This window comes from Micromonospora kangleipakensis (assembly GCF_004217615.1).
Classification (GTDB): domain Bacteria; phylum Actinomycetota; class Actinomycetes; order Mycobacteriales; family Micromonosporaceae; genus Micromonospora; species Micromonospora kangleipakensis.
Window position 1 is genome coordinate 5,247,363 of record NZ_SHLD01000001.1, and the last position, 16,746, is coordinate 5,264,108.

Sequence of the window (16,746 nt, forward strand, 5' to 3'; positions counted from 1 at the left end):
CTGGGGAGGGCGGAAGGCGGGTTAGGCGCGGCCGGCGCCGGTGTCGCGGGGCGGGGCGGGAGCCAGGTCGGCGGGGTCGAGGTGGAGGGTGGCGGCGAGGGCGGGCGCGCCGATCGGGGTGAGGCGGATCGCGCGGCCGGTGCCGCGTACCGTCCAGCCGAGGTCGAGGAAGCGGCGGCAGAGCGCCGCCCCGAGCGCCCCCGCCAGGTGGGGGCGGCGCTCGGTCCAGTCGAGACAGTCGCGGACCAGGGGCCGCCGGGCGGCCCGCAGCGGCTCGACCGGCACCCCGAGTTCGGCCAGCCAGTCCAGCCCGGCGGGGGTGAGGGCGAGGCCGCCCGACCGGTCCAGCACGTTCCGGGCCAGCAGCGCGTCGTACAGCCGGACACCGAGCCGCCCGGCCAGGTGGTCGTAGCAGGTCCGGGCGTACGCCAGGGCGGCGCCGGCCGACGCGGCGCGCAGGGTGCGGGGTGGGGCCGTCGGGGCGGGGGCGTGCCCGGCCAGGTCCTCGATGAGCTGGGCCACCGACGGGCCGGCGAGGCGGACGTACCGGTGCCGGCCCTGCCGCTCCTCGACCAGCAGCCCGCCGCGGACCAGCCGGGTGAGGTGGTCGCTGGCGGTGGAGGCGGCCACCCCGGCGGTGCGGGCCAACTCGCCCGCCGTCCAGGCCCGCCCGTCGAGCAGGGCCAGGCAGAAGCTGGCCCGGGTGCGGTCGGCGAGCAGCGCGGCGAGGCCGGCGACCGGACCGCCGTCGGTGCTGGTGGTGGTCATGCCCCCCATGCTGACACGCGGACGTTTCGGCGCCGACCGAACGGTGTCACCGCTCTTTGCATCGTTGCATCCAACGTTGTAGAAGCGGTGACACCGCAGTGACCTCTGTCGACACCGACCCGAGGCAGGTCTGATGGGACACCTCCACTACGGCGGCGTGCTCGCCGCCGTAGTCGGACTGGTGCTGGCGACGACGGCCTCCGCGCCGGCCGTCGCCGGTTCCGGGACCGACCGCTACCGCAACCCGGTCTCCGCCGGATTCGCCGGATTCGCCGACACCTTCGCCGACCCGGTCGTCGTCCGCGGCGCGTCCGAGGGCCCGGTCCTTACGGCCGGCCGTCGAGGTCGCTGACCGTACGTGTCTCGCCGTCGTAGCTGCGCGCCGCGACGAACTCCCCGCTCGGCCGGTCGGCGCCGGCCAGCGCCCGGGCCAGCCGCCGGTCGGCGTCCCGGAACCGCAGCGCCAGGCTCAGGTGCGGGATCCACCGCCCCGGCAGGTGCCACGGATTCTGCCCGGGCGCGCCGGCCAGCACGTCCCAGACCGCGCCGTGCAGGGCGACCAGCTCCGGTACGGGCCGGACCAGCCAGACCAGCGGGGCGCTGCCGTCGAGCACCTCGACCCGCTCGATGCGGGCCGGCAGCGGCAGCGCGGCGGCGCAGAGGTCGGCGAGGCGCCGCTCGGTGCCGGGCGGGAACTCGTCGACCGAGGCGAGGGTCAGGTGCGGCCGGTTGGTGGGGTGGATGTTGCGGGCCAGACTCGACATCCCGGCGGCGGCGAGCCGGTCCCAGGCCGCCCGGACCGTCTCCTCAAGGGGCGGGGAGCAGACCAGTTCGACCGTGCGCACCCGGCCAGGCTAGTCGCCGTCGGTGTGCGGGGACGTCCCCCGGGAATGCGGGCGGGGTGGACGCGCTGACCGAGACCGATGAACGCCACCTGCGCCGGGCGGTGGAGCTGGCCGGGGCCGCCCGGGACGCCGGGGACGGCCCGTTCGGCTCGCTGCTGGTCGACGCCGACGGGCGGGTGCTGGCGGAGGAGGTCAACACCGAGCGGACCGACGACGACATCACCGCCCACCCGGAGCTGAAGCTGGCCCGCTGGGCGGCCCGGCAGCTGGCTGCCGAGACGGCCGCGCACAGCACCATGTACACCTCCTGCCAGCCCTGCCGCATGTGCGCCACCGCCATCGAGCGCTCCGGCCTCGGGCGGGTGGTGTACGCGCTCAGCGCCGAGCAGCTGGCCGACCTGCGCCCCTCCGCGGCGCGGACGCCCGTGGCGTACGCCGGTCCGGCCCTGTACGACGAGGCCCGGGCCCCGGTCGAGGGGCCCTAGAGCCAGCCCGCCTCACGGGCGATCCGGACCGCCTCCGCCCGGTCGGTCGCACCGAGCTTCTGCACGCTGGCCGCCAGGTGGTTGCGGACCGTGCCGGCGGCCAGGTGGGTACGCCGGGCGATCACCGCGACCGGGGTGCCGTACTCGGCCAGCCGCAGCGTCTCCAGCTCCCGCGGGGTGAGCGGGCAGGGCGGCAGGGTCAGCGCGTCGGCGGCCAGCGCCGGGTCGACGTAGCGCTCGCCGGCATGGACCCGGCGGATCACCTCGGCGAGCGCGCCGCCGGGGGCGCCCTTGGCCAGGAAGCCGCGGGCCCCGGCGGTCAGCGCCCGGCGCAGGTGGCCGGGACGGCCGTGCCCGGTCAGGATCACCACCGCGCAACCGGGCAGCGCCCGGCCGAGCTCCGCTGCGACCTCGATCCCGCCCGGCGGCGGCATCTCCAGGTCGACCACGGCGACGTCCGGCCGGTGGGCCCGGGCGGCGTCCACCGCGGTACGGCCGTCGCGGGCCTGGGCCACCACCTCGATGTCGCCCTCCAGGCCGAGCAGGGCGGCGAGGGCCTGCCGGATCAGCTCCTCGTCGTCGGCGAGCAGCACGCGGATCACGTGGTCACCGGCACGGTCGCCCGGAGGGTGAAGACACCGGCCTCCCGGCGGGCGACGAAACCCCGCCGGTGGACGCCAGCCGCTCGGCCAGGCCGCGCAGCCCGTGGCTGTGACCGTCCGGGCCGACGTGCGGGTCGACGCCGTCGTTGCTCACCGTCACCGTGGCCACGGCACCGTCCCAGCTGATCTCGATCCGGCACCAGCCCGCCCGGCTGTGCCGCAGCACGTTGGTGGCGGCCTCCCGGAGCACCGCACCCAGCTCGGCGGCGGCGCCGGCCGGCAGCTCCCCCGGCGGCCGTACGACGTCGCAGCGCACCCCGCACGAGCGCAGCACCTCCCGCACCGCGGCGAGCTGCTCGGACAGGTCGACCGTCCGGTACCCGTGCACCGCCTCGCGGACCCGGTGCAGCGCCGAACCGGCGAGGCGCTGCACCTCGGCCGCCTCCCGACCGGCCCGCCCGGCGTCGACCGGCGCGAGCCGGGCGGCGAGCTCCGCCTTCAGCGCGATCACCGTGAGGTCGTGCCCGAGCAGGTCGTGCACGTCCCGGGCGAAGCGGAGCCGCTCCTCGGCGGCGGCCAGCCGGGCCCGGGCGTCGTGCCCCTGCCGGGCCTCCACGAGCAGGTCCCAGAACCACACCTGCACCCAGTTGACCGCCGCGATCCCGGCCCCGACGCCCCCGGTGATCGCCAACTGGGAGCCGACCGGGCCGCCGGTCCAGGCGGCCACCGCGAGCGAGGTCACCACCGTCAGCGCGGCGGCGAGCGCGGCGCCGGACCGCAGCAGCAGCGGGGTCATCCCGACCAGCGAGGCGCCGAGCCAGGCCCAGGTCGGCCACCGGCCGGCCGCCACCGGGCCGACCAGCGGCACGCTCAGCGCCGCGACCAGGGCGAACGCGACCTCGAACCGGTGCCGCCACCGCTGGGCCAACCAGGGCGTGACCGCGGCGTAGAGCACGCCGGCCTGCGCGACGGCGAACGCGGCGACGCCCACCGCGCCGAGGGTCAGCCGCACCGGATCGGGCTCCCGGGTCAGCCCGACGCCGGGCAGCAGCAGGCTGGTCCAGAGGCTGGTGGCCAGCGACGCGAGGGTGACCTGACGGGCGCGGCGCAGTCGCCGGTCCGCCCCCGCCGTCCCGACCGTCATGTCCGCCGATCCTAGGGCCCCGTTCGGTCCCGTCCACCCCTGCGGAATGTCACGGACCGCCCGTGCGTTCCGCACGGCTTTCCCGTGACGGTCGCGCCTGTTCCCCGGCGCGGGTAGGCCGCAGGGTCGAAACATGTCCGAGACGCTCGCCGTACCCGCTCCCCCGCCGACTCCCGCGGACCGCCCCGGCCGCCGCCTGCTGCGGCACCTGGCCGAGATGACCGTCGCCATGGCGGTCGGGATGCTGCTGCTCGGTCCGCTCTGGCGTACGGCCGGCGCGGCGCTGGGCCTCTCCGCCGCGCTGGCCCGCCCGGAGGTCGCCGCCCTCGTGATGGCGACCGACATGTCGATCGGGATGGCGGTGTGGATGTGGCACCGGGGCCACGGGGCCCGCGCCACCGCCGAGATGGTCGCCGCCATGTACGTGCCGTTCCTGCTGCTGCTCGTGCCCTTCGCCGCCGGGCTGGTCGGCGGGGACGGCCTGCTGCTCGGCGGCCACCTGTTGATGGTGCCGGCGATGGTCCTGGTCGCCCTGCGGCACCGGCGCCACCACCCGACGCCGGCGCCACGGCACCCGGTGGTCGCCGCGCTGGCGGCCCGCTGGCCGACCTGGCTGGCGCTGCTGATGACGGTCGACAACTGGGTCGCCCCGGTGGTCCTGCCGCCGTGGAGCCTGCTGGTGCTGCCCGCCGGCTACCTGCTGATCGGCACGCTGCGCCGGCAGTGGCGTACCCCGGGCGCGCTGCCGGCGCAGCTGGCCGGCCTGGCGGGCTGGACCGCCCTGGCCGGGCTGGCCGCCGTGGCCGACGACGGGCCGGCGCGGTGGCTGGTGGCCGCCGGCTGGCTCGGGCACGCCGGCTGGGACGTGGCGCACCACCGGCGCGGCGCGGTGGTGCCGCGTGGGTACGCCGAGTGGTGCGCCGTCCTGGACACCGTCGTCGGGCTCACCATGGTGCTGGCCATCGTCGGGTGAACGTGTCGGGGGTGACCGTTGTGCCGGTCGCCGCGACGGGCCGGCGGGGGTGATGAAAGGCTTGGCGCATGAGTTCCGCACCAACACCGACCGACCCCATCCCCTCCGCCGACACCGACGAGGGCATCGCCTTCGCGGATCTCGGGCTGCGCGCCGAGCTGCTGGGCGCGCTCTCCGCGCTCGGCTACGAGGAGCCGACCCCGATCCAGCGGGAGGCGATCCCGCCGCTGCTGGCCGGCCGGGACCTGCTGGGGCAGGCGGCGACCGGTACGGGCAAGACCGCCGCGTTCGCCCTCCCGCTGCTGCAGCGGATGCCGGACGACCGGAGCGGCGGCAACCCGGTGTCGCTGGTGCTGGTGCCCACCCGGGAGCTGGCGGTGCAGGTCTCCGAGGCGTTCCACCGCTACGGCAAGGACCTCGGCACCCGGGTCCTGCCGATCTACGGCGGCCAGCCGATCGGCCGTCAGCTGCGCGCCCTGGACATGGGCGTAGACGTGGTGGTGGCCACCCCCGGCCGGGCGCTGGACCACATCGCCCGGGGCACCCTGCGGCTGGGTTCGCTCGCCACCGTGGTGCTGGACGAAGCGGACGAGATGCTCGACATGGGCTTCGCGGAGGACATCGAGGCGATCCTGGAGCACGCCCCGGCGCAGCGGCAGACGGTGCTCTTCTCGGCGACCATGCCGTCCCGGATCGACGGGCTGGCCCGCAAGCACCTGACCGACCCGCAGCGCATCCAGATCGAACGCGAACGGCCGGTCGCCGGCGAGGCGCCCCGGGTGCGGCAGAGCGCATACATCGTGGCCCGGGGGCACAAGCCGGCGGCGCTGGGCCGGGTGCTGGACGTGGAGTCCCCGACCGCGGCGATCGTCTTCTGCCGCAGCCGGGAGGAGGTGGACCGGCTCACCGAGACGATGAACGGCCGGGGCTACCGGGCGGAGGCGCTGCACGGCGGGATGAGCCAGGAGCAACGGGACCGGGTGATGGGCCGGCTCCGCTCGGGCACCGCCGACCTGCTGGTCGCCACCGACGTGGCGGCCCGTGGGCTCGACGTCGAGCAGCTCACCCACGTGGTCAACTACGACGTGCCGTCGGCGCCGGAGTCGTACGTGCACCGGATCGGCCGGGTGGGCCGGGCCGGCCGGGAGGGCGTGGCGATCACCCTCGCCGAGCCACGCGAGCACCGGATGCTCAAGACCATCGAGCGGGTCACCGGGCAGCGGATCGCCATCGACAAGATCCCGACGGTGGCGGACCTGCGGACCCGGCGCCTGGAGCTGACCCAGGCCGCGCTGCGGGAGAGCCTGCTGGAGGACGACCTCGATCCGTTCCGCGTGATCGTGGAGTCACTGTCGGACGAGTTCGACATGATGGAGGTCGCCCTCGCCGCGGTGAAGCTGGCCCACGAGGCGACCCTGCCCGGCGCCCCCGACGAGGTGGAGATCCCGCAGGTCGCGGTCCGTCCGCAGCGGGAGACCCGGCCCGGGTACGAGGGCCGCGGCGGGGAGCGGCGTGGCGGCGGCGCCCGACCGCGTACCGGCGGCACCACGCAGGTCTTCATCGGGCTGGGCCGACGCGCCGGGGTCCGGCCGCAGGACCTGGTCGGGGCGATCACCGGGGAGACCCAGCTCAGCGGCCGGGACATCGGCTCGATCGAGATCGCCGACCGGTTCTCGCTGGTCGAGGTGCCGGTCGGGGTCGCCGACGAGGTGATCAACGGGCTGCGCGGCAGCACCATCAAGGGCCGCAAGACCACCGTACGGCTGGATCGTGACGGCGACGGGGGCGGCGAGCGCCGCTTCGAGGGGGCCGACCGGCGCGAGCGCCGCGACTTCGGTGCCGACCGAGGCGACCGACGCTGAGCCACGCACGAAGGCCCCCTGCCGGTCCGGCAGGGGGCCTCCGTGTATCCCGCCAGGGGGCGGGTGGTGGTCAGGCCGCGCTGAGCTTCTGGCCGCCGAGCGTCTCCACGTCGACGTCGGCGGGGCGCAGCGCCAGGGCGAGCACGTCGGCGACGTCGGCGAGGGTGTGGATGGTCAGCGCCTCGCGGACCTCGGTGGGCAGGTCGTCGAGGTCCGGCTCGTTACGGGCCGGGATGATCACCTCGGTCAGGCCGGCCCGGTGGGCGGCGAGCAGCTTCTGCTTCACGCCGCCGATGGGCAGCACCCGGCCGGAGAGGGTCACCTCGCCGGTCATCCCGAACTCGGGGCGGACCGGCCGGCCGGTCACCAGCGACGCCAGCGCGGTGACCATGGTGATGCCGGCGCTGGGGCCGTCCTTGGGCACCGCGCCAGCCGGGAAGTGCACGTGGATCCGCCGCCCGGCGAGGGCGTTCGGGTCGATGCCGAAGCGTCGCCCGTTGGACCGCAGGTACGACAGCGCGATGTGCGCGGACTCCTTCATCACGTCCCCGAGCTGGCCGGTCAGGGTCAGCCCCGGCTCGCCCTCCATGCTGGTCGCCTCGATGAAGAGCACGTCGCCGCCGGCGCCGGTGACCGCGAGGCCGGTCGCCACGCCGGGCACCGCCGTCCGCTCGGCCGACTCCGGGGTGAACTTGGGCCGGCCCAGGTAGCGGGCCAGGTTGCCGTTGTCCACCCGCACCGCGGCCGGGTCGCTCGCCAGCTCGACGGCGACCTTGCGGAGGATCTTCGCGAGGGCGCGTTCGAGCTGCCGGACGCCGGCCTCCCGGGTGTACTCCCCCGCGATCCGGGCCAGCGCCTCGTCGGCGACGGCGACCTCGTCGGCGGTCAGCCCGGCCCGCTCCCGCTGCCGGGGCAGCAGGTGGTCGCGGGCGATGGCCACCTTCTCGTCCTCGGTGTAGCCGTCCAGGGTGACCAGCTCCATCCGGTCCAGCAGCGGGCCGGGGATGGTCTCCACCACGTTCGCGGTGGCCAGGAAGAGCACGTCGGACAGGTCGAGGTCGACCTCCAGGTAGTGGTCCCGGAAGGTGTGGTTCTGCGCCGGGTCCAGCACCTCCAGCAGGGCGGCGGCCGGGTCGCCGGAGTAGCCGACGGCCAGCTTGTCCACCTCGTCGAGGAGCACGACCGGGTTCATCGAGCCGGCCTCGCGCAGCGCGCGGACGATCCGGCCGGGCAGCGCGCCGACGTAGGTGCGCCGGTGGCCGCGGATCTCCGCCTCGTCGCGGACGCCGCCGAGGGAGACCCGGACGAAGTTGCGGCCGAGCGCCCGGGCGACGGACTCGCCGAGGCTGGTCTTGCCGACGCCGGGCGGGCCGGCGAGGGCGAGCACCGCGCCGGAGCCGCGCCCGCCGACGACGCCGAGGTTGCGCTCGGCCCGGCGGTTGCGCACCGCGAGGTACTCCAGGATGCGGTCCTTCACGTCGGCCAGGCCGGCGTGGTCGGCGTCGAGCACCGCGCGCGCCGCGGCCAGGTCGGTGTTGTCCTCGGTACGCGTGCTCCACGGCATCTCGAGCACGGTGTCGAGCCAGGTGCGGATCCAGCCGGCCTCCGGGGAGGCGTCGCTGGCCCGCTCGAGCTTGCCGACCTCGCGCAGCGCCGCCTCGCGGACCTTCTCCGGCAGGTCGGCGCTCTCCACCCGGCTGCGGTAGTCGGCGGAGCCGTCCGGCTCGTCCTCGCCGAGCTCCTTGCGGATCGCGGCGAGCTGCTGGCGCAGCAGGAACTCGCGCTGGGACTTCTCGAGTCCCTCGCGGACGTCGCTGTTGATCTGCTCGGTGACCTCCTGCTCGGCGAGGTGGTCCTTCACCCAGCCGACGAGGAGCTCCAGCCGGGCGGTGACGTCCGGCGCGGCGAGCAGTTCGGTCTTCTGCGCCAGGCTGAGCCAGGGCGCGTAGCCGGCCGCGTCGGCCAGCTCGGAGAGGTCGGTCATCCGCTCCATGGCGTCGATGACCTGCCACGCGCCGCGCTGCTGGAGGACCGAGGTCATCAGCGCGCGGTACTCGCGGGCGAGTTCCCGGGCCTTGCCGGCCGGGGCGGGTTCGTCGAGTTCGGTCGCCTCGACCCAGAGGGCGGCGCCGGGTCCGGGGACGCCGGAGCCGATCCGGGCGCGGGACAGGCCGCGGACGACGGCGGCGGGCTCCCCGTCGGGCAGCCGGCCGACCTTTTCGATGGTGGCGACCGTGCCGACGGAGCCGTACTCGCCGTCGATGCGGGGCACGGCGAGGAGCTTCTTGTCGCCGGTGGCGCGGGCCGCGTCGACCGCGGCCTGGGTGGTCGGGTCGAGGGTCACCGGGATGACCATGCCGGGCAGCAGGACGGCGTCGGTCAGCGGAAGTACCGGAAGAGTTGCCATCGAACACCTGCTATCACGTTGAGATTGAGCGTGTCAGGCTCAAGTAACAAAGCGTTCCCCTTGTTCCGGGCTGTGACCCACGCCACGTCTCCGGCCCGGCCGGCGGCCGCCCCCGTCCCCCCGGCGCCCGGCCGGCGGCGGACGATTTCGCGACCGGATTAGGCGACCCGCCGAATGGCAAACCGCGGGTATTGTTGCGAATTCGCCGCGCCATACGTCAAACTCTTAGCCACACCCCGCCCGACACAGGGAGCAATGGCGATGGCAAGGAAAGTAATCACCGTTCTGACCGACGACCTGGACGGCGGAAAGGCCGATCGGACCGTCGAGTTCAGCCTGGACGGCGTGGCGTACACCATCGACGTCTCCGACGAGAACGCGGGCGTCCTGCGCAAGGCGCTGGACCCGTACATCAGCGCTGGCCGGCGGATCGGCCGCGGACCGGTCGAGGCCGCCCGCGCCGCGCGCCGCCCGGGGCGCCCGGCCACCTCCGGAATGGACCGCGAGCAGAACCGGGCCATCCGGGAATGGGCCGCCAAGAACGGCTACGAGATTTCCGAGCGGGGCCGCATCCCGGTCTCGGTGGTGGAGGCGTACAAGAACCGCTGAGCGGTCGGGTATCACCTTCGGGCACGCCGGGGTCACGCTGAGAAATCGGCGTGGCCCCGGTCCGCTTTTTCAACCGTTCACAATTTCCCGCCCTGCGTGTCCACGCCACCCGGGCTGATCACTCCCCGGTCTTCCCGTCGAGGAGCTGGCGGGCCACGTCGAGCTGACCCACGTGCCGGGCGTACTCCTGGAGCAGGTGGAAGAGGATCCGGCCGAGGCTGGGCGCCTCCTCCGGCGTGCGGAACCGACCACCCAGCTCCGCCGGGCGATCCAGCGGCACCCCCTCGACGATCCGGCCGGTCCACGCCACCTCGCTCCGGTACTCCCGCCACACCTGGTCGCCCGGCAGGCCGCGGACGTCCCACTCCGCGTCGTCGTCGTCGCCGGGCGGGCAGGGCGGCACGGCCTCGGCGGCGAAGCCCCAGCGGATCCAGCGCCGCTCCACCCAGCCCAGGTGGCGGACCAGCCCCAGCGGCGCCCAACCGAGGCCGTCGACCGGCGTCCGCAGCGCGGCCTCGGAGAGCCCGGCGGTCTTGCGCGCCAGCGCCCGGCGGTACCAGTCGAGGTAGCCGAGCAGCAGCTCGCGCGGTTCGCTGACGTCGTTGCCCGGCCCGTCCAGCAGCGCCGGGAAGCGCTCGGTCGACATCCGTCGACGGTACGGCCCGAGGGTGAGCCGCGCCACCATGATCGACGCTGGCCCGCAAGAGTGTCGTACCCCTGGACTGTAATGACCGGAGCGGTTAGCAGGCATTACACAGACGACTCTCGGGGGTGGCGCATGGCGACCTGGTGGCGGCAGACGGCGGGGGGACTCCCGCGCACGTTCTGGTATCTCTGGACCGCCACCCTGATCAACCGGCTGGGCAGCTTCGTCGCCATCTACCTCGGTGTCTACCTGGTCTCGGTACGCCACTTCGACGCGTCGTACGCCGGGATGGTGATCGGGTTGCACGGCGCCGGCAGCGCGGTCGGCACGCTGCTCGGCGGGATCGTCGCGGACCGGTGGGGGCGGCGGCCGGCCATGCTGGCCGGCAACGTCACCGCCGCGGCCACCGCGAGCACCCTCGGGCTGAGCACCCAGCCGGTCGCCATCGCACTGCTCACCCTGCTGCTCGGGCTCTTCCTCGGCGTCGCCCGGCCGGCCTTCACCGCCACCATCATCGACGTGGTCGGCGAACGCGACCGGCTGCGGGCGATGACGCTCAACTACTGGGCGATCAACATCGGCTTCTCGGTGGCCGCAACCGTTGCCGGCCTGCTGGTCCGGGTGGACCCGCTGCTGCTCTTCCTGGTCAACGCCGCCGTGCTGCTCGGCACGGCCGCGCTGATCGCGGTCAAGGTGCCCGAGTCCCGACCGGCCCCGGTCACGGTCGGACAGTTCACCCGGGCGGACCGGGGTGGATTCGGCGTGGTGCTACGGGACCCGGTCTTCCTGACCTTCACCGCGCTCACCGGGCTGGCCTGGCTCTGCATCGAGGCGAACGTGATGCTGCCGGTGGCGTTGCAGGCCGACGGGCTGCCCGCGGCGGCGTACGGGCCGATCATCGCGGTGAACGGACTGATGATCGTGGTGGGGCAGCTCTTCGTGCCGCGGCTGATCGGCCGCTTCGACCGGTCCCGCACCACAGCGGTGGCGGCGGTGGTGATCGGCACCGGCTTCGCGCTGACCGCGCTGGCGGAGAGCGTCTGGTTCTACGGGCTCGCCGTGCTGGTCTGGACGCTCGGCGAGATGATGATGACGCCGGCCAACTCGGCGCTCACCGCCGACCTCTCCCCCGCCGCCCAGCGCGGCCGCTACCAGGGCGTCTACTCCCTCGGATACGCCTTCGCCACCTTCGGCGGCCCGACCGTCGGCGGGCTGGTCACCGACCGGTTCGGCGACACCGCGCTCTGGCTGGGCCTGTTCGGCCTGGCCCTGCTGGTGGCGGTCGGCAACCTGCTCGCCGCGCCGGCCCGGACCCGGCGGATCGGCGCGCTGCGGGCCCCGGACGATGAGCCGGCCCGACCGGCGCCCGCGCTGGTCTGACGGAAACGGCGGAGCCGCCCGGGGCGTACCCCCCGGGCGGCTCCGGCCGTCGACCGACCCGGTCTCAGTTGACCTCGATCCGCACCACGTCGAAGGCGGGGGTCTGGTTGGCCCGCTCCATCATCGGGATGCGGTGCGAACCGTCACCGGCCCAGACGGCGCACTGCGCGAGACCCGACTGCGGCAGCCCGGGGATCTGGATCTGCACGTCGTCCGGCTGGGCGCCGCCCCGACCGTCCTCGGTCGCCACGAAGAACGCCGGTACGTCCTGCGGGCTCGGGGGCTGCCGGGTGTCGTTGAGCATCCGGCACGCGGTGTGGAAGTGCCCGCGGACCAGGCCCTGGTCGTTCAACAGCGAGCTCTCCAGGTAGTAACCGCCCTGGCCGGCCGCGAGGAAGCGGTCCCGGACCAGGTTCTTCGTGGTGACCCGGAGGGTGAACGGCTGGTTCCGGTTGACCTGGTTCGGGAATTGCGTGATGAGCAGCGAGGGATTGTTCGCGGCCGCACCCACCTCACCGAAAGCGGTGCTCACACAGCGGTTCCCGTTCTGGAAACCGTCGTGCGGCTGGAGCTTGCTGTTGGTGCAGTCCTTGGCGAGGACGCCCAGCCCGTTGCCGTTGTCACCGCCGTTGTTGTTGCCGCCGTTCTGGCCGCCGTTGTCGGTCTGACCACCGTTCTGGCCACCGTTGTCGTTCTGGCCGCCGTTCTGACCGCCGCCGTTCTGGCCGCCGGTGTTCCCACCGGCGTTCTGACCGGCGTCGGCGAGGGCGCACTGGGCGAGCTGGTCGAGCCCCTGCGGCCGCTGCGCCACCCGCCCGATCGCGGTCGCGATCCGGTTCAACGTCGCCTTCCGCTTGTCGGCCAGGGGCCGCAGGATCGTGCTGTTGATGAAGTCCTGGCCGTTGCGGCCGCCGTCGGCGGCGAGCCGTCGGTTGGCCTCGGCGATCTGGGCGTCCAACAGGGCGAGGTTGCGGTCCACCTCGTTGCGCGCCTGGTCGGGGACCTGCGGAAGCTTGCCCTTCACGTCCGGGCAGGCCACGGTGGGCGGGCCGGCCGCGGCCCCGCCGCCGGCCTTGACCGCCTGGCACTCGGCGACGGACATCTGCCCGTCACCCCAGTGGTTGCGCACCCAGCGGCCGTTCTGCCACGTCCGGGTGGTGCTGCCCTGGCCGGTCGGCGAGGTGGCGCCGGGGCTCGGCTGGAGGCAGGACGCCGAGGCGGTGCGGGTGTACGTCCGCCGGTCCTGGGCGGACGAGATCTGGGTCACGGCGACGATTCCGCCGAAGACCGCGAGCGTGCCGACAACGGCCAGCATTCGCTTGCTCCGCGCGTTACCGGATGGCCGGCGCGCCCGTGTGGACCTGCGCATCGAATTGCTCTCCTTCTCGATCCGGTGGCTGACTCGTGACCCCGGCGGACCGACGGAATTCGGGGTGAGGATCACTGCGACGTTCCGGTCGCACGTCGATGACCGACGATGCCCTTTCCGCACCGTCTCCCGCGCCTTCCGGCGCGGCTGGAAGAACTGGGTCCATTCCCGCTTAGGTACGGAGCGGCGGCGGCGAAGGTTCAAGCCCGAATCGGGAAAGTTCCGCACCAGCGGTCCGGCCGAGCGGCCACGGTCGGCGGCACATCACGGTCATTGGCCCGTCACGGTCGGCGCGCGCGGGCGCGGCGGGCGTGGCCCCGGGTGGCGGCGCGAGCCGCGCGGCGGTGGGCGGTGTCAGTCGGCGCAGAGGTGCGCGAAGGCGAAGTCGCCCTCCATCTGGTCCTCGTGGGACGCGAGGAGCCGGATGTCGCGGCGGAGCTGGTCCCGGTCCATCAGCGACGGCGGCTCGCCGGCGTCGAGGCCGCGCAGCCGCTCCCCCACCGCCAGGGCGGAGAGGTCCTCGGCGAGACGCGCCGGGTCGACTCCGCAGGAGAACCGCTGCGGGTAGAGCCGGACCCGCTCGACCAGGCACCGTCCGGGCCGCACCCCGACCCAGCTCCACCCCTCGGCCGGGCCGTTCTTCCAGCGGGCGTGCAGGCCCCGGACGATCGGGTCGGCGAGGCGCCGATCCACGTACGCCTCGACGACGGCGGCCCGGGTCAGCGCGCCGAGGTCGTTGACGTGCCCGCTGCGGCCGTCGGGCAGCCGGCCGACGATGTCCCGGAAGCCGACCGGCTCGACACCCTCCGGCCCGGCCACCGTGGCGTCCGCGTAGCCGCGCGCGTCGATGACGTACTCGACGATCCGCCGGCCGTGGTCGGCGCCGCGCAACGTCGGCGACTCGATCCGCAGCACCTCCAGGCCGACCGCCGCGCAGACCGCACTCTTCATCCGTTCGGCGCGCTGCTCCGGCGAGCCGGCGGCCGGAGCAGCGGCGATCTCCACGGCGAACAGCGGCCGACCGGTGTTCGCGGCGCAGACCACCTGGTCGAAGCCCTCCCGGATGGCGGTGCTCCACTGGTTACCGGTGATGCCCGGCGGCCGCCCGTGCACCAGCTCGCTGAGCCGGCGGGACGCGTACACGACCTGACCGGCCCGGGTGAGCAGCGGCTCGCCCCCGGTCGTGATCGGACGCAGCCAGGACGCGTCCTCGCTGCCGGTGCTCGTCATCTTCGCCAATCCATCCGTCGGTCGACCGGGCCGAGTCTAGGACGTCGATCATGGTGAGCGCCTCGCCGGTGCGGCCGAATCCGGTTGCCCGGACCGGCCGGCGCCGCCGGGACGAGAGCGTGCCGGTCTTCCGCACCACCGCCCGGCGGCCGATGCGCCGGGCGGGCGGAGTCGGTGGACGGACCGGCCGGGCTGCTCGACGAGCCGGGCCTGCGCCGGTGGACCGGCCTGGACGGCGTCACCGCCTCCGGCACGCTGCCGGTGGCGCTGGTCGCGGTCCGGGTGGACGAGCCGCCCGGCGCGCCGGAGCGGTTCGGCCGGCGCAGCGCCGCCCGGGAGACGCAGGCGGTGCTCGCGGCGGTCACCGGCGGGCTGGCCCGGTCGTACCCGTTCGTCACCTTCGGGGTGCACGCGCCGGTCACCGTGACCGACCGTCGGCCCCTGCCGGTGACGGACGTGCGGCACGCGGTGGAGTGGGCGGCGCGGGAGGGCGTGCCGGTGGCGACCCTCGCCGCGGAGCCGGCCCGGGTCGCGGCGGGCGCGCGCTGACCACCGGGAGCATCGCCACGTCGCGGAGGACTGGCGACGGCGGGAACGGGTACGCCGCGCCCATGAGCCGGCCGGTACGAGCGGAGGTGGGCATGACGCGGCAGCAGTTCGGATTCCTCGCCGGATTCCTCCTGGTGGCGGTCTGGGCGCTCGGCGGGGCGGGCGTCGCCGCGGCCGCCACCCTGGCCGGTCTGGTCGGCTGGCTCCTGGTCCGGGTCCTCGACGGCGAGGTCACCGTGGCCGGGTTCGCCGACCGGACGGCCCCGCCACGCCGGCGCTGACCGGGGCCCCGATGACCGGCACCCTGCCCCGCCGCGGACGCACCACTCCCACCGGCTCCGACGCCGGCCCGCCCCGCTGGCCAGAGGAGCGGATCGCCCGGCTCGCCGAGGACGCCGCGCGGCGCACCGCAGCCGTTTCCGCCCCGGCGGCGACCGTCCGCGCCGACGGCCGGGCCGCCTGCGTCGACCTCGACCTCGCCGTCGACCACGGCGCACACCTTCCAACGGTCGCCGAGGCGGTACGCCGTCGGGTGGCGGCCCAGGTCGAGGCGCAGACCGGGCTGACCGTGGCGGGCGTCACCGTCACCGTGGTGGACCTGCTCCTGCCCGAACGGGACGACGGCATCCCACCGGACAGCGGAGGCTGAGGTGCGGACGGCCAACCGGATCGCCACGCTGCTGCTCGCCGTCGCCCTGCTCGTCGGCGGCATCCTCGTCGCGGTCGAGGGGACGCTCGCCGCGCTCGGCCGCCCCGGCCTGCTGCTCCCCCGTGGCCACGCCGCCCTGACCGGCACCCGCTGGCAGGACGCCCCGGCCCGGAGCGTCGCCGCCACCGTCACCCTGATCGGCCTGGTCGTCCTCACCGCCGAGCTGCTCCGGTGGCGGCCGACCCGGCTGCGGCTCGACGGCGACGACGGATGGCACCTGCACCGGCGCTCGGTCGAACGACGCCTGGCCCGCGCGGTCCGCTCGGTGCCGAGCGTACGGCGGGCCCGGGTGCGGATCCGTCGGCGCGGGGACGCCTGGCGGCCCCGGGTGACCGCCACCGGCGATCCGGCGGCCCGCTCGGACGTCGAGTTCGCCGTGCACCGCGAGCTGGACCGGCTGGCCGCGCCGACGTGCGGGCGGGTCGAGGTCCGGCTGGTCCCCGCCCGGCGGGCGGCATGAGCAACGCCGCGCACCGGCTGCTCTGGACGGTCGTCGCCCTGCTGCTGACCGCCCTGGGCGGCACCGGCCTGGCGGTGAGCCTGGGCCGGCTGCCGGGCGCCGACAGCCCGCTGCTCGGCGCTGGCCTGCTGCGCTGGTGGCGGGCCGGCACGCCGTGGAGCGCCCTGGCGGTGGTGGTCGGCGGGGTGCTGCTGGCCCTGCTCGGCCAGCGGCTGCTCGCCCGGGAGCTGCGGGCGCCGGGCCGGCTGGCGGGCACCCTGGTGCACGGCGGCGACGGGGGCGGGCGTACCCGGGTGGCGAGCGGGGTGCTCACCGGCGCGCTGGAGCGGGACCTGCTCCGGGAACCCGGGGTGCGCCGGGCGCGGGTGCTGCTCACCGGCCCGACCGGTCGGCCCGACTTCTGGGTGGAGGTGCAGCTCGACCCCCGGGCCGGCACCGCCGCCGTCCGCGCGCACGTCGACGCCGCCGTCCGGCGGTTCGCCGCGACCGTCGGCTGCCGGCCCGCCCACCTGGACGTCACCGCCCGGGTGGACGCGGAGTTCTGACCGGGCGCGGTCAACGCCAGACGACCACCTCGGAGAGCGGCTCGCCGGCGATGTCCGGCACCGTGGCGGCCGCCGCCGGGTAGCCGACCGGGATGATCAGGTTGCCGCGCTCCTCGGCGGGCCGGTCGAGCAGCGGGCACCGCTTCATTCTGGGGGTTGAGAG

General features: G+C 75.2%; 19 protein-coding genes and 1 pseudogene. 11 read left to right on the plus strand and 9 right to left on the minus strand.

Annotation, left to right across the window (positions count from 1 at the left end; translation table 11 throughout):
- Positions 1 to 21: 21 nt before the first annotated feature.
- The gene (locus EV384_RS25265) at positions 22 to 768 is read right to left on the minus strand and encodes an ArsR/SmtB family transcription factor (RefSeq protein ID WP_130337101.1); all 747 of its coding nucleotides are present in this window, start codon (positions 766 to 768) and stop codon (positions 22 to 24) included.
- A 133-nt stretch (positions 769 to 901) separates the two neighbouring features.
- On the opposite strand from EV384_RS25265, the gene EV384_RS25270 reads away from it, so the two are divergent.
- Entirely contained in the window at positions 902 to 1,120 is a 219-nt protein-coding gene (locus EV384_RS25270) for a hypothetical protein (protein ID WP_130337103.1), read from the plus strand.
- Here EV384_RS25270 and EV384_RS25275 read toward each other — a convergent pair.
- The gene (locus EV384_RS25275) at positions 1,095 to 1,613 is read right to left on the minus strand and encodes a 2'-5' RNA ligase family protein (RefSeq protein ID WP_130337105.1); all 519 of its coding nucleotides are present in this window, start codon (positions 1,611 to 1,613) and stop codon (positions 1,095 to 1,097) included. The genes EV384_RS25270 and EV384_RS25275 overlap by 26 nt on opposite strands.
- 56 nt (positions 1,614 to 1,669) lie before the next feature.
- On the opposite strand from EV384_RS25275, the gene EV384_RS25280 reads away from it, so the two are divergent.
- Complete coding sequence (locus EV384_RS25280) at positions 1,670 to 2,098, plus strand: nucleoside deaminase (protein ID WP_242624280.1); 429 nt, start codon at positions 1,670 to 1,672, stop codon at positions 2,096 to 2,098.
- Here EV384_RS25280 and EV384_RS25285 read toward each other — a convergent pair.
- Both EV384_RS25285 and EV384_RS25290 read right to left on the minus strand, forming a co-directional pair.
- Entirely contained in the window at positions 2,095 to 2,700 is a 606-nt protein-coding gene (locus EV384_RS25285) for a response regulator transcription factor (RefSeq protein ID WP_130337107.1), read from the minus strand. The two genes, EV384_RS25280 and EV384_RS25285, sit on opposite strands and share 4 nt — an antisense overlap.
- A 4-nt stretch (positions 2,701 to 2,704) precedes the next feature.
- Positions 2,705 to 3,844, minus strand: a complete 1,140-nt coding sequence (locus EV384_RS25290; protein ID WP_242624281.1) for a sensor histidine kinase — start codon at positions 3,842 to 3,844, stop codon at positions 2,705 to 2,707.
- A 133-nt stretch (positions 3,845 to 3,977) separates the two neighbouring features.
- On the opposite strand from EV384_RS25290, the gene EV384_RS25295 reads away from it, so the two are divergent.
- Together EV384_RS25295 and EV384_RS25300 are read left to right on the plus strand one after the other, a co-directional pair.
- Positions 3,978 to 4,817, plus strand: coding sequence for a hypothetical protein (locus tag EV384_RS25295; protein ID WP_242624282.1), 840 nt, complete (start codon positions 3,978 to 3,980; stop codon positions 4,815 to 4,817).
- Positions 4,818 to 4,885: 68 nt separating this feature from the next.
- A complete protein-coding gene (locus tag EV384_RS25300; protein ID WP_130337109.1) occupies positions 4,886 to 6,679 on the plus strand; it encodes a DEAD/DEAH box helicase in 1,794 nt (597 codons plus the stop codon).
- A gap of 70 nt (positions 6,680 to 6,749) precedes the next feature.
- On the opposite strand, the gene lon is transcribed toward EV384_RS25300, so the two are convergent.
- The gene (gene lon / locus EV384_RS25305) at positions 6,750 to 9,086 is read right to left on the minus strand and encodes an endopeptidase La (protein WP_130337111.1); all 2,337 of its coding nucleotides are present in this window, start codon (positions 9,084 to 9,086) and stop codon (positions 6,750 to 6,752) included.
- 261 nt (positions 9,087 to 9,347) lie between these two features.
- Here lon and EV384_RS25310 point away from each other — a divergent pair, with 261 nt between their 5' ends.
- Positions 9,348 to 9,695: a histone-like nucleoid-structuring protein Lsr2 gene (locus EV384_RS25310; RefSeq protein WP_130337113.1), complete on the plus strand. Its 348-nt coding sequence runs from the start codon at positions 9,348 to 9,350 to the stop codon at positions 9,693 to 9,695.
- Between the two features lie 118 nt (positions 9,696 to 9,813).
- Here the strand turns inward: EV384_RS25310 and EV384_RS25315 are convergent, their stop codons facing one another.
- Complete coding sequence (locus EV384_RS25315) at positions 9,814 to 10,341, minus strand: mycothiol transferase (protein WP_130337115.1); 528 nt, start codon at positions 10,339 to 10,341, stop codon at positions 9,814 to 9,816.
- Positions 10,342 to 10,473: 132 nt separating this feature from the next.
- On the opposite strand from EV384_RS25315, the gene EV384_RS25320 reads away from it, so the two are divergent.
- A complete protein-coding gene (locus tag EV384_RS25320; RefSeq protein ID WP_130337117.1) occupies positions 10,474 to 11,721 on the plus strand; it encodes an MDR family MFS transporter in 1,248 nt (415 codons plus the stop codon).
- Between the two features lie 64 nt (positions 11,722 to 11,785).
- Here EV384_RS25320 and EV384_RS25325 read toward each other — a convergent pair whose 3' ends face one another.
- Entirely contained in the window at positions 11,786 to 13,036 is a 1,251-nt protein-coding gene (locus EV384_RS25325; RefSeq protein ID WP_130337119.1) for a hypothetical protein, read from the minus strand.
- 408 nt (positions 13,037 to 13,444) lie between these two features.
- Positions 13,445 to 14,320: a PDDEXK family nuclease gene (locus EV384_RS25330; RefSeq protein ID WP_130337121.1), complete on the minus strand. Its 876-nt coding sequence runs from the start codon at positions 14,318 to 14,320 to the stop codon at positions 13,445 to 13,447.
- Positions 14,321 to 14,494: 174 nt separating this feature from the next.
- Between EV384_RS25330 and EV384_RS25335 the strand changes: the two genes are divergently transcribed.
- The 5 genes from EV384_RS25335 to EV384_RS25355 all read left to right on the plus strand — a co-directional run bounded on the left by EV384_RS25335 (position 14,495) and on the right by EV384_RS25355 (position 16,583).
- On the plus strand, positions 14,495 to 14,869 hold the full coding sequence (locus tag EV384_RS25335) for a hypothetical protein (RefSeq protein WP_207232458.1): 375 nt from the start codon (positions 14,495 to 14,497) through the stop codon (positions 14,867 to 14,869).
- Between the two features lie 92 nt (positions 14,870 to 14,961).
- A complete protein-coding gene (locus EV384_RS25340) occupies positions 14,962 to 15,150 on the plus strand; it encodes a hypothetical protein (RefSeq protein ID WP_130337123.1) in 189 nt (62 codons plus the stop codon).
- An 11-nt stretch (positions 15,151 to 15,161) separates the two neighbouring features.
- On the plus strand, positions 15,162 to 15,518 hold the full coding sequence (locus EV384_RS25345; protein WP_130337125.1) for an Asp23/Gls24 family envelope stress response protein: 357 nt from the start codon (positions 15,162 to 15,164) through the stop codon (positions 15,516 to 15,518).
- 1 nt (position 15,519) lies between these two features.
- Positions 15,520 to 16,038 (plus strand): hypothetical protein, encoded by a 519-nt coding sequence (locus EV384_RS25350; RefSeq protein WP_130337127.1) that lies wholly within the window; start codon positions 15,520 to 15,522, stop codon positions 16,036 to 16,038.
- Complete coding sequence (locus tag EV384_RS25355; protein WP_130337129.1) at positions 16,035 to 16,583, plus strand: hypothetical protein; 549 nt, start codon at positions 16,035 to 16,037, stop codon at positions 16,581 to 16,583. Before EV384_RS25350 ends, EV384_RS25355 begins: the two co-directional genes overlap by 4 nt.
- Before the next feature lie 10 nt (positions 16,584 to 16,593).
- Here the strand turns inward: EV384_RS25355 and EV384_RS25360 are convergent.
- Positions 16,594 to 16,716, minus strand: a pseudogene (locus EV384_RS25360) (nitroreductase family protein); the annotation flags it as partial.
- Positions 16,717 to 16,746: the final 30 nt, after the last annotated feature.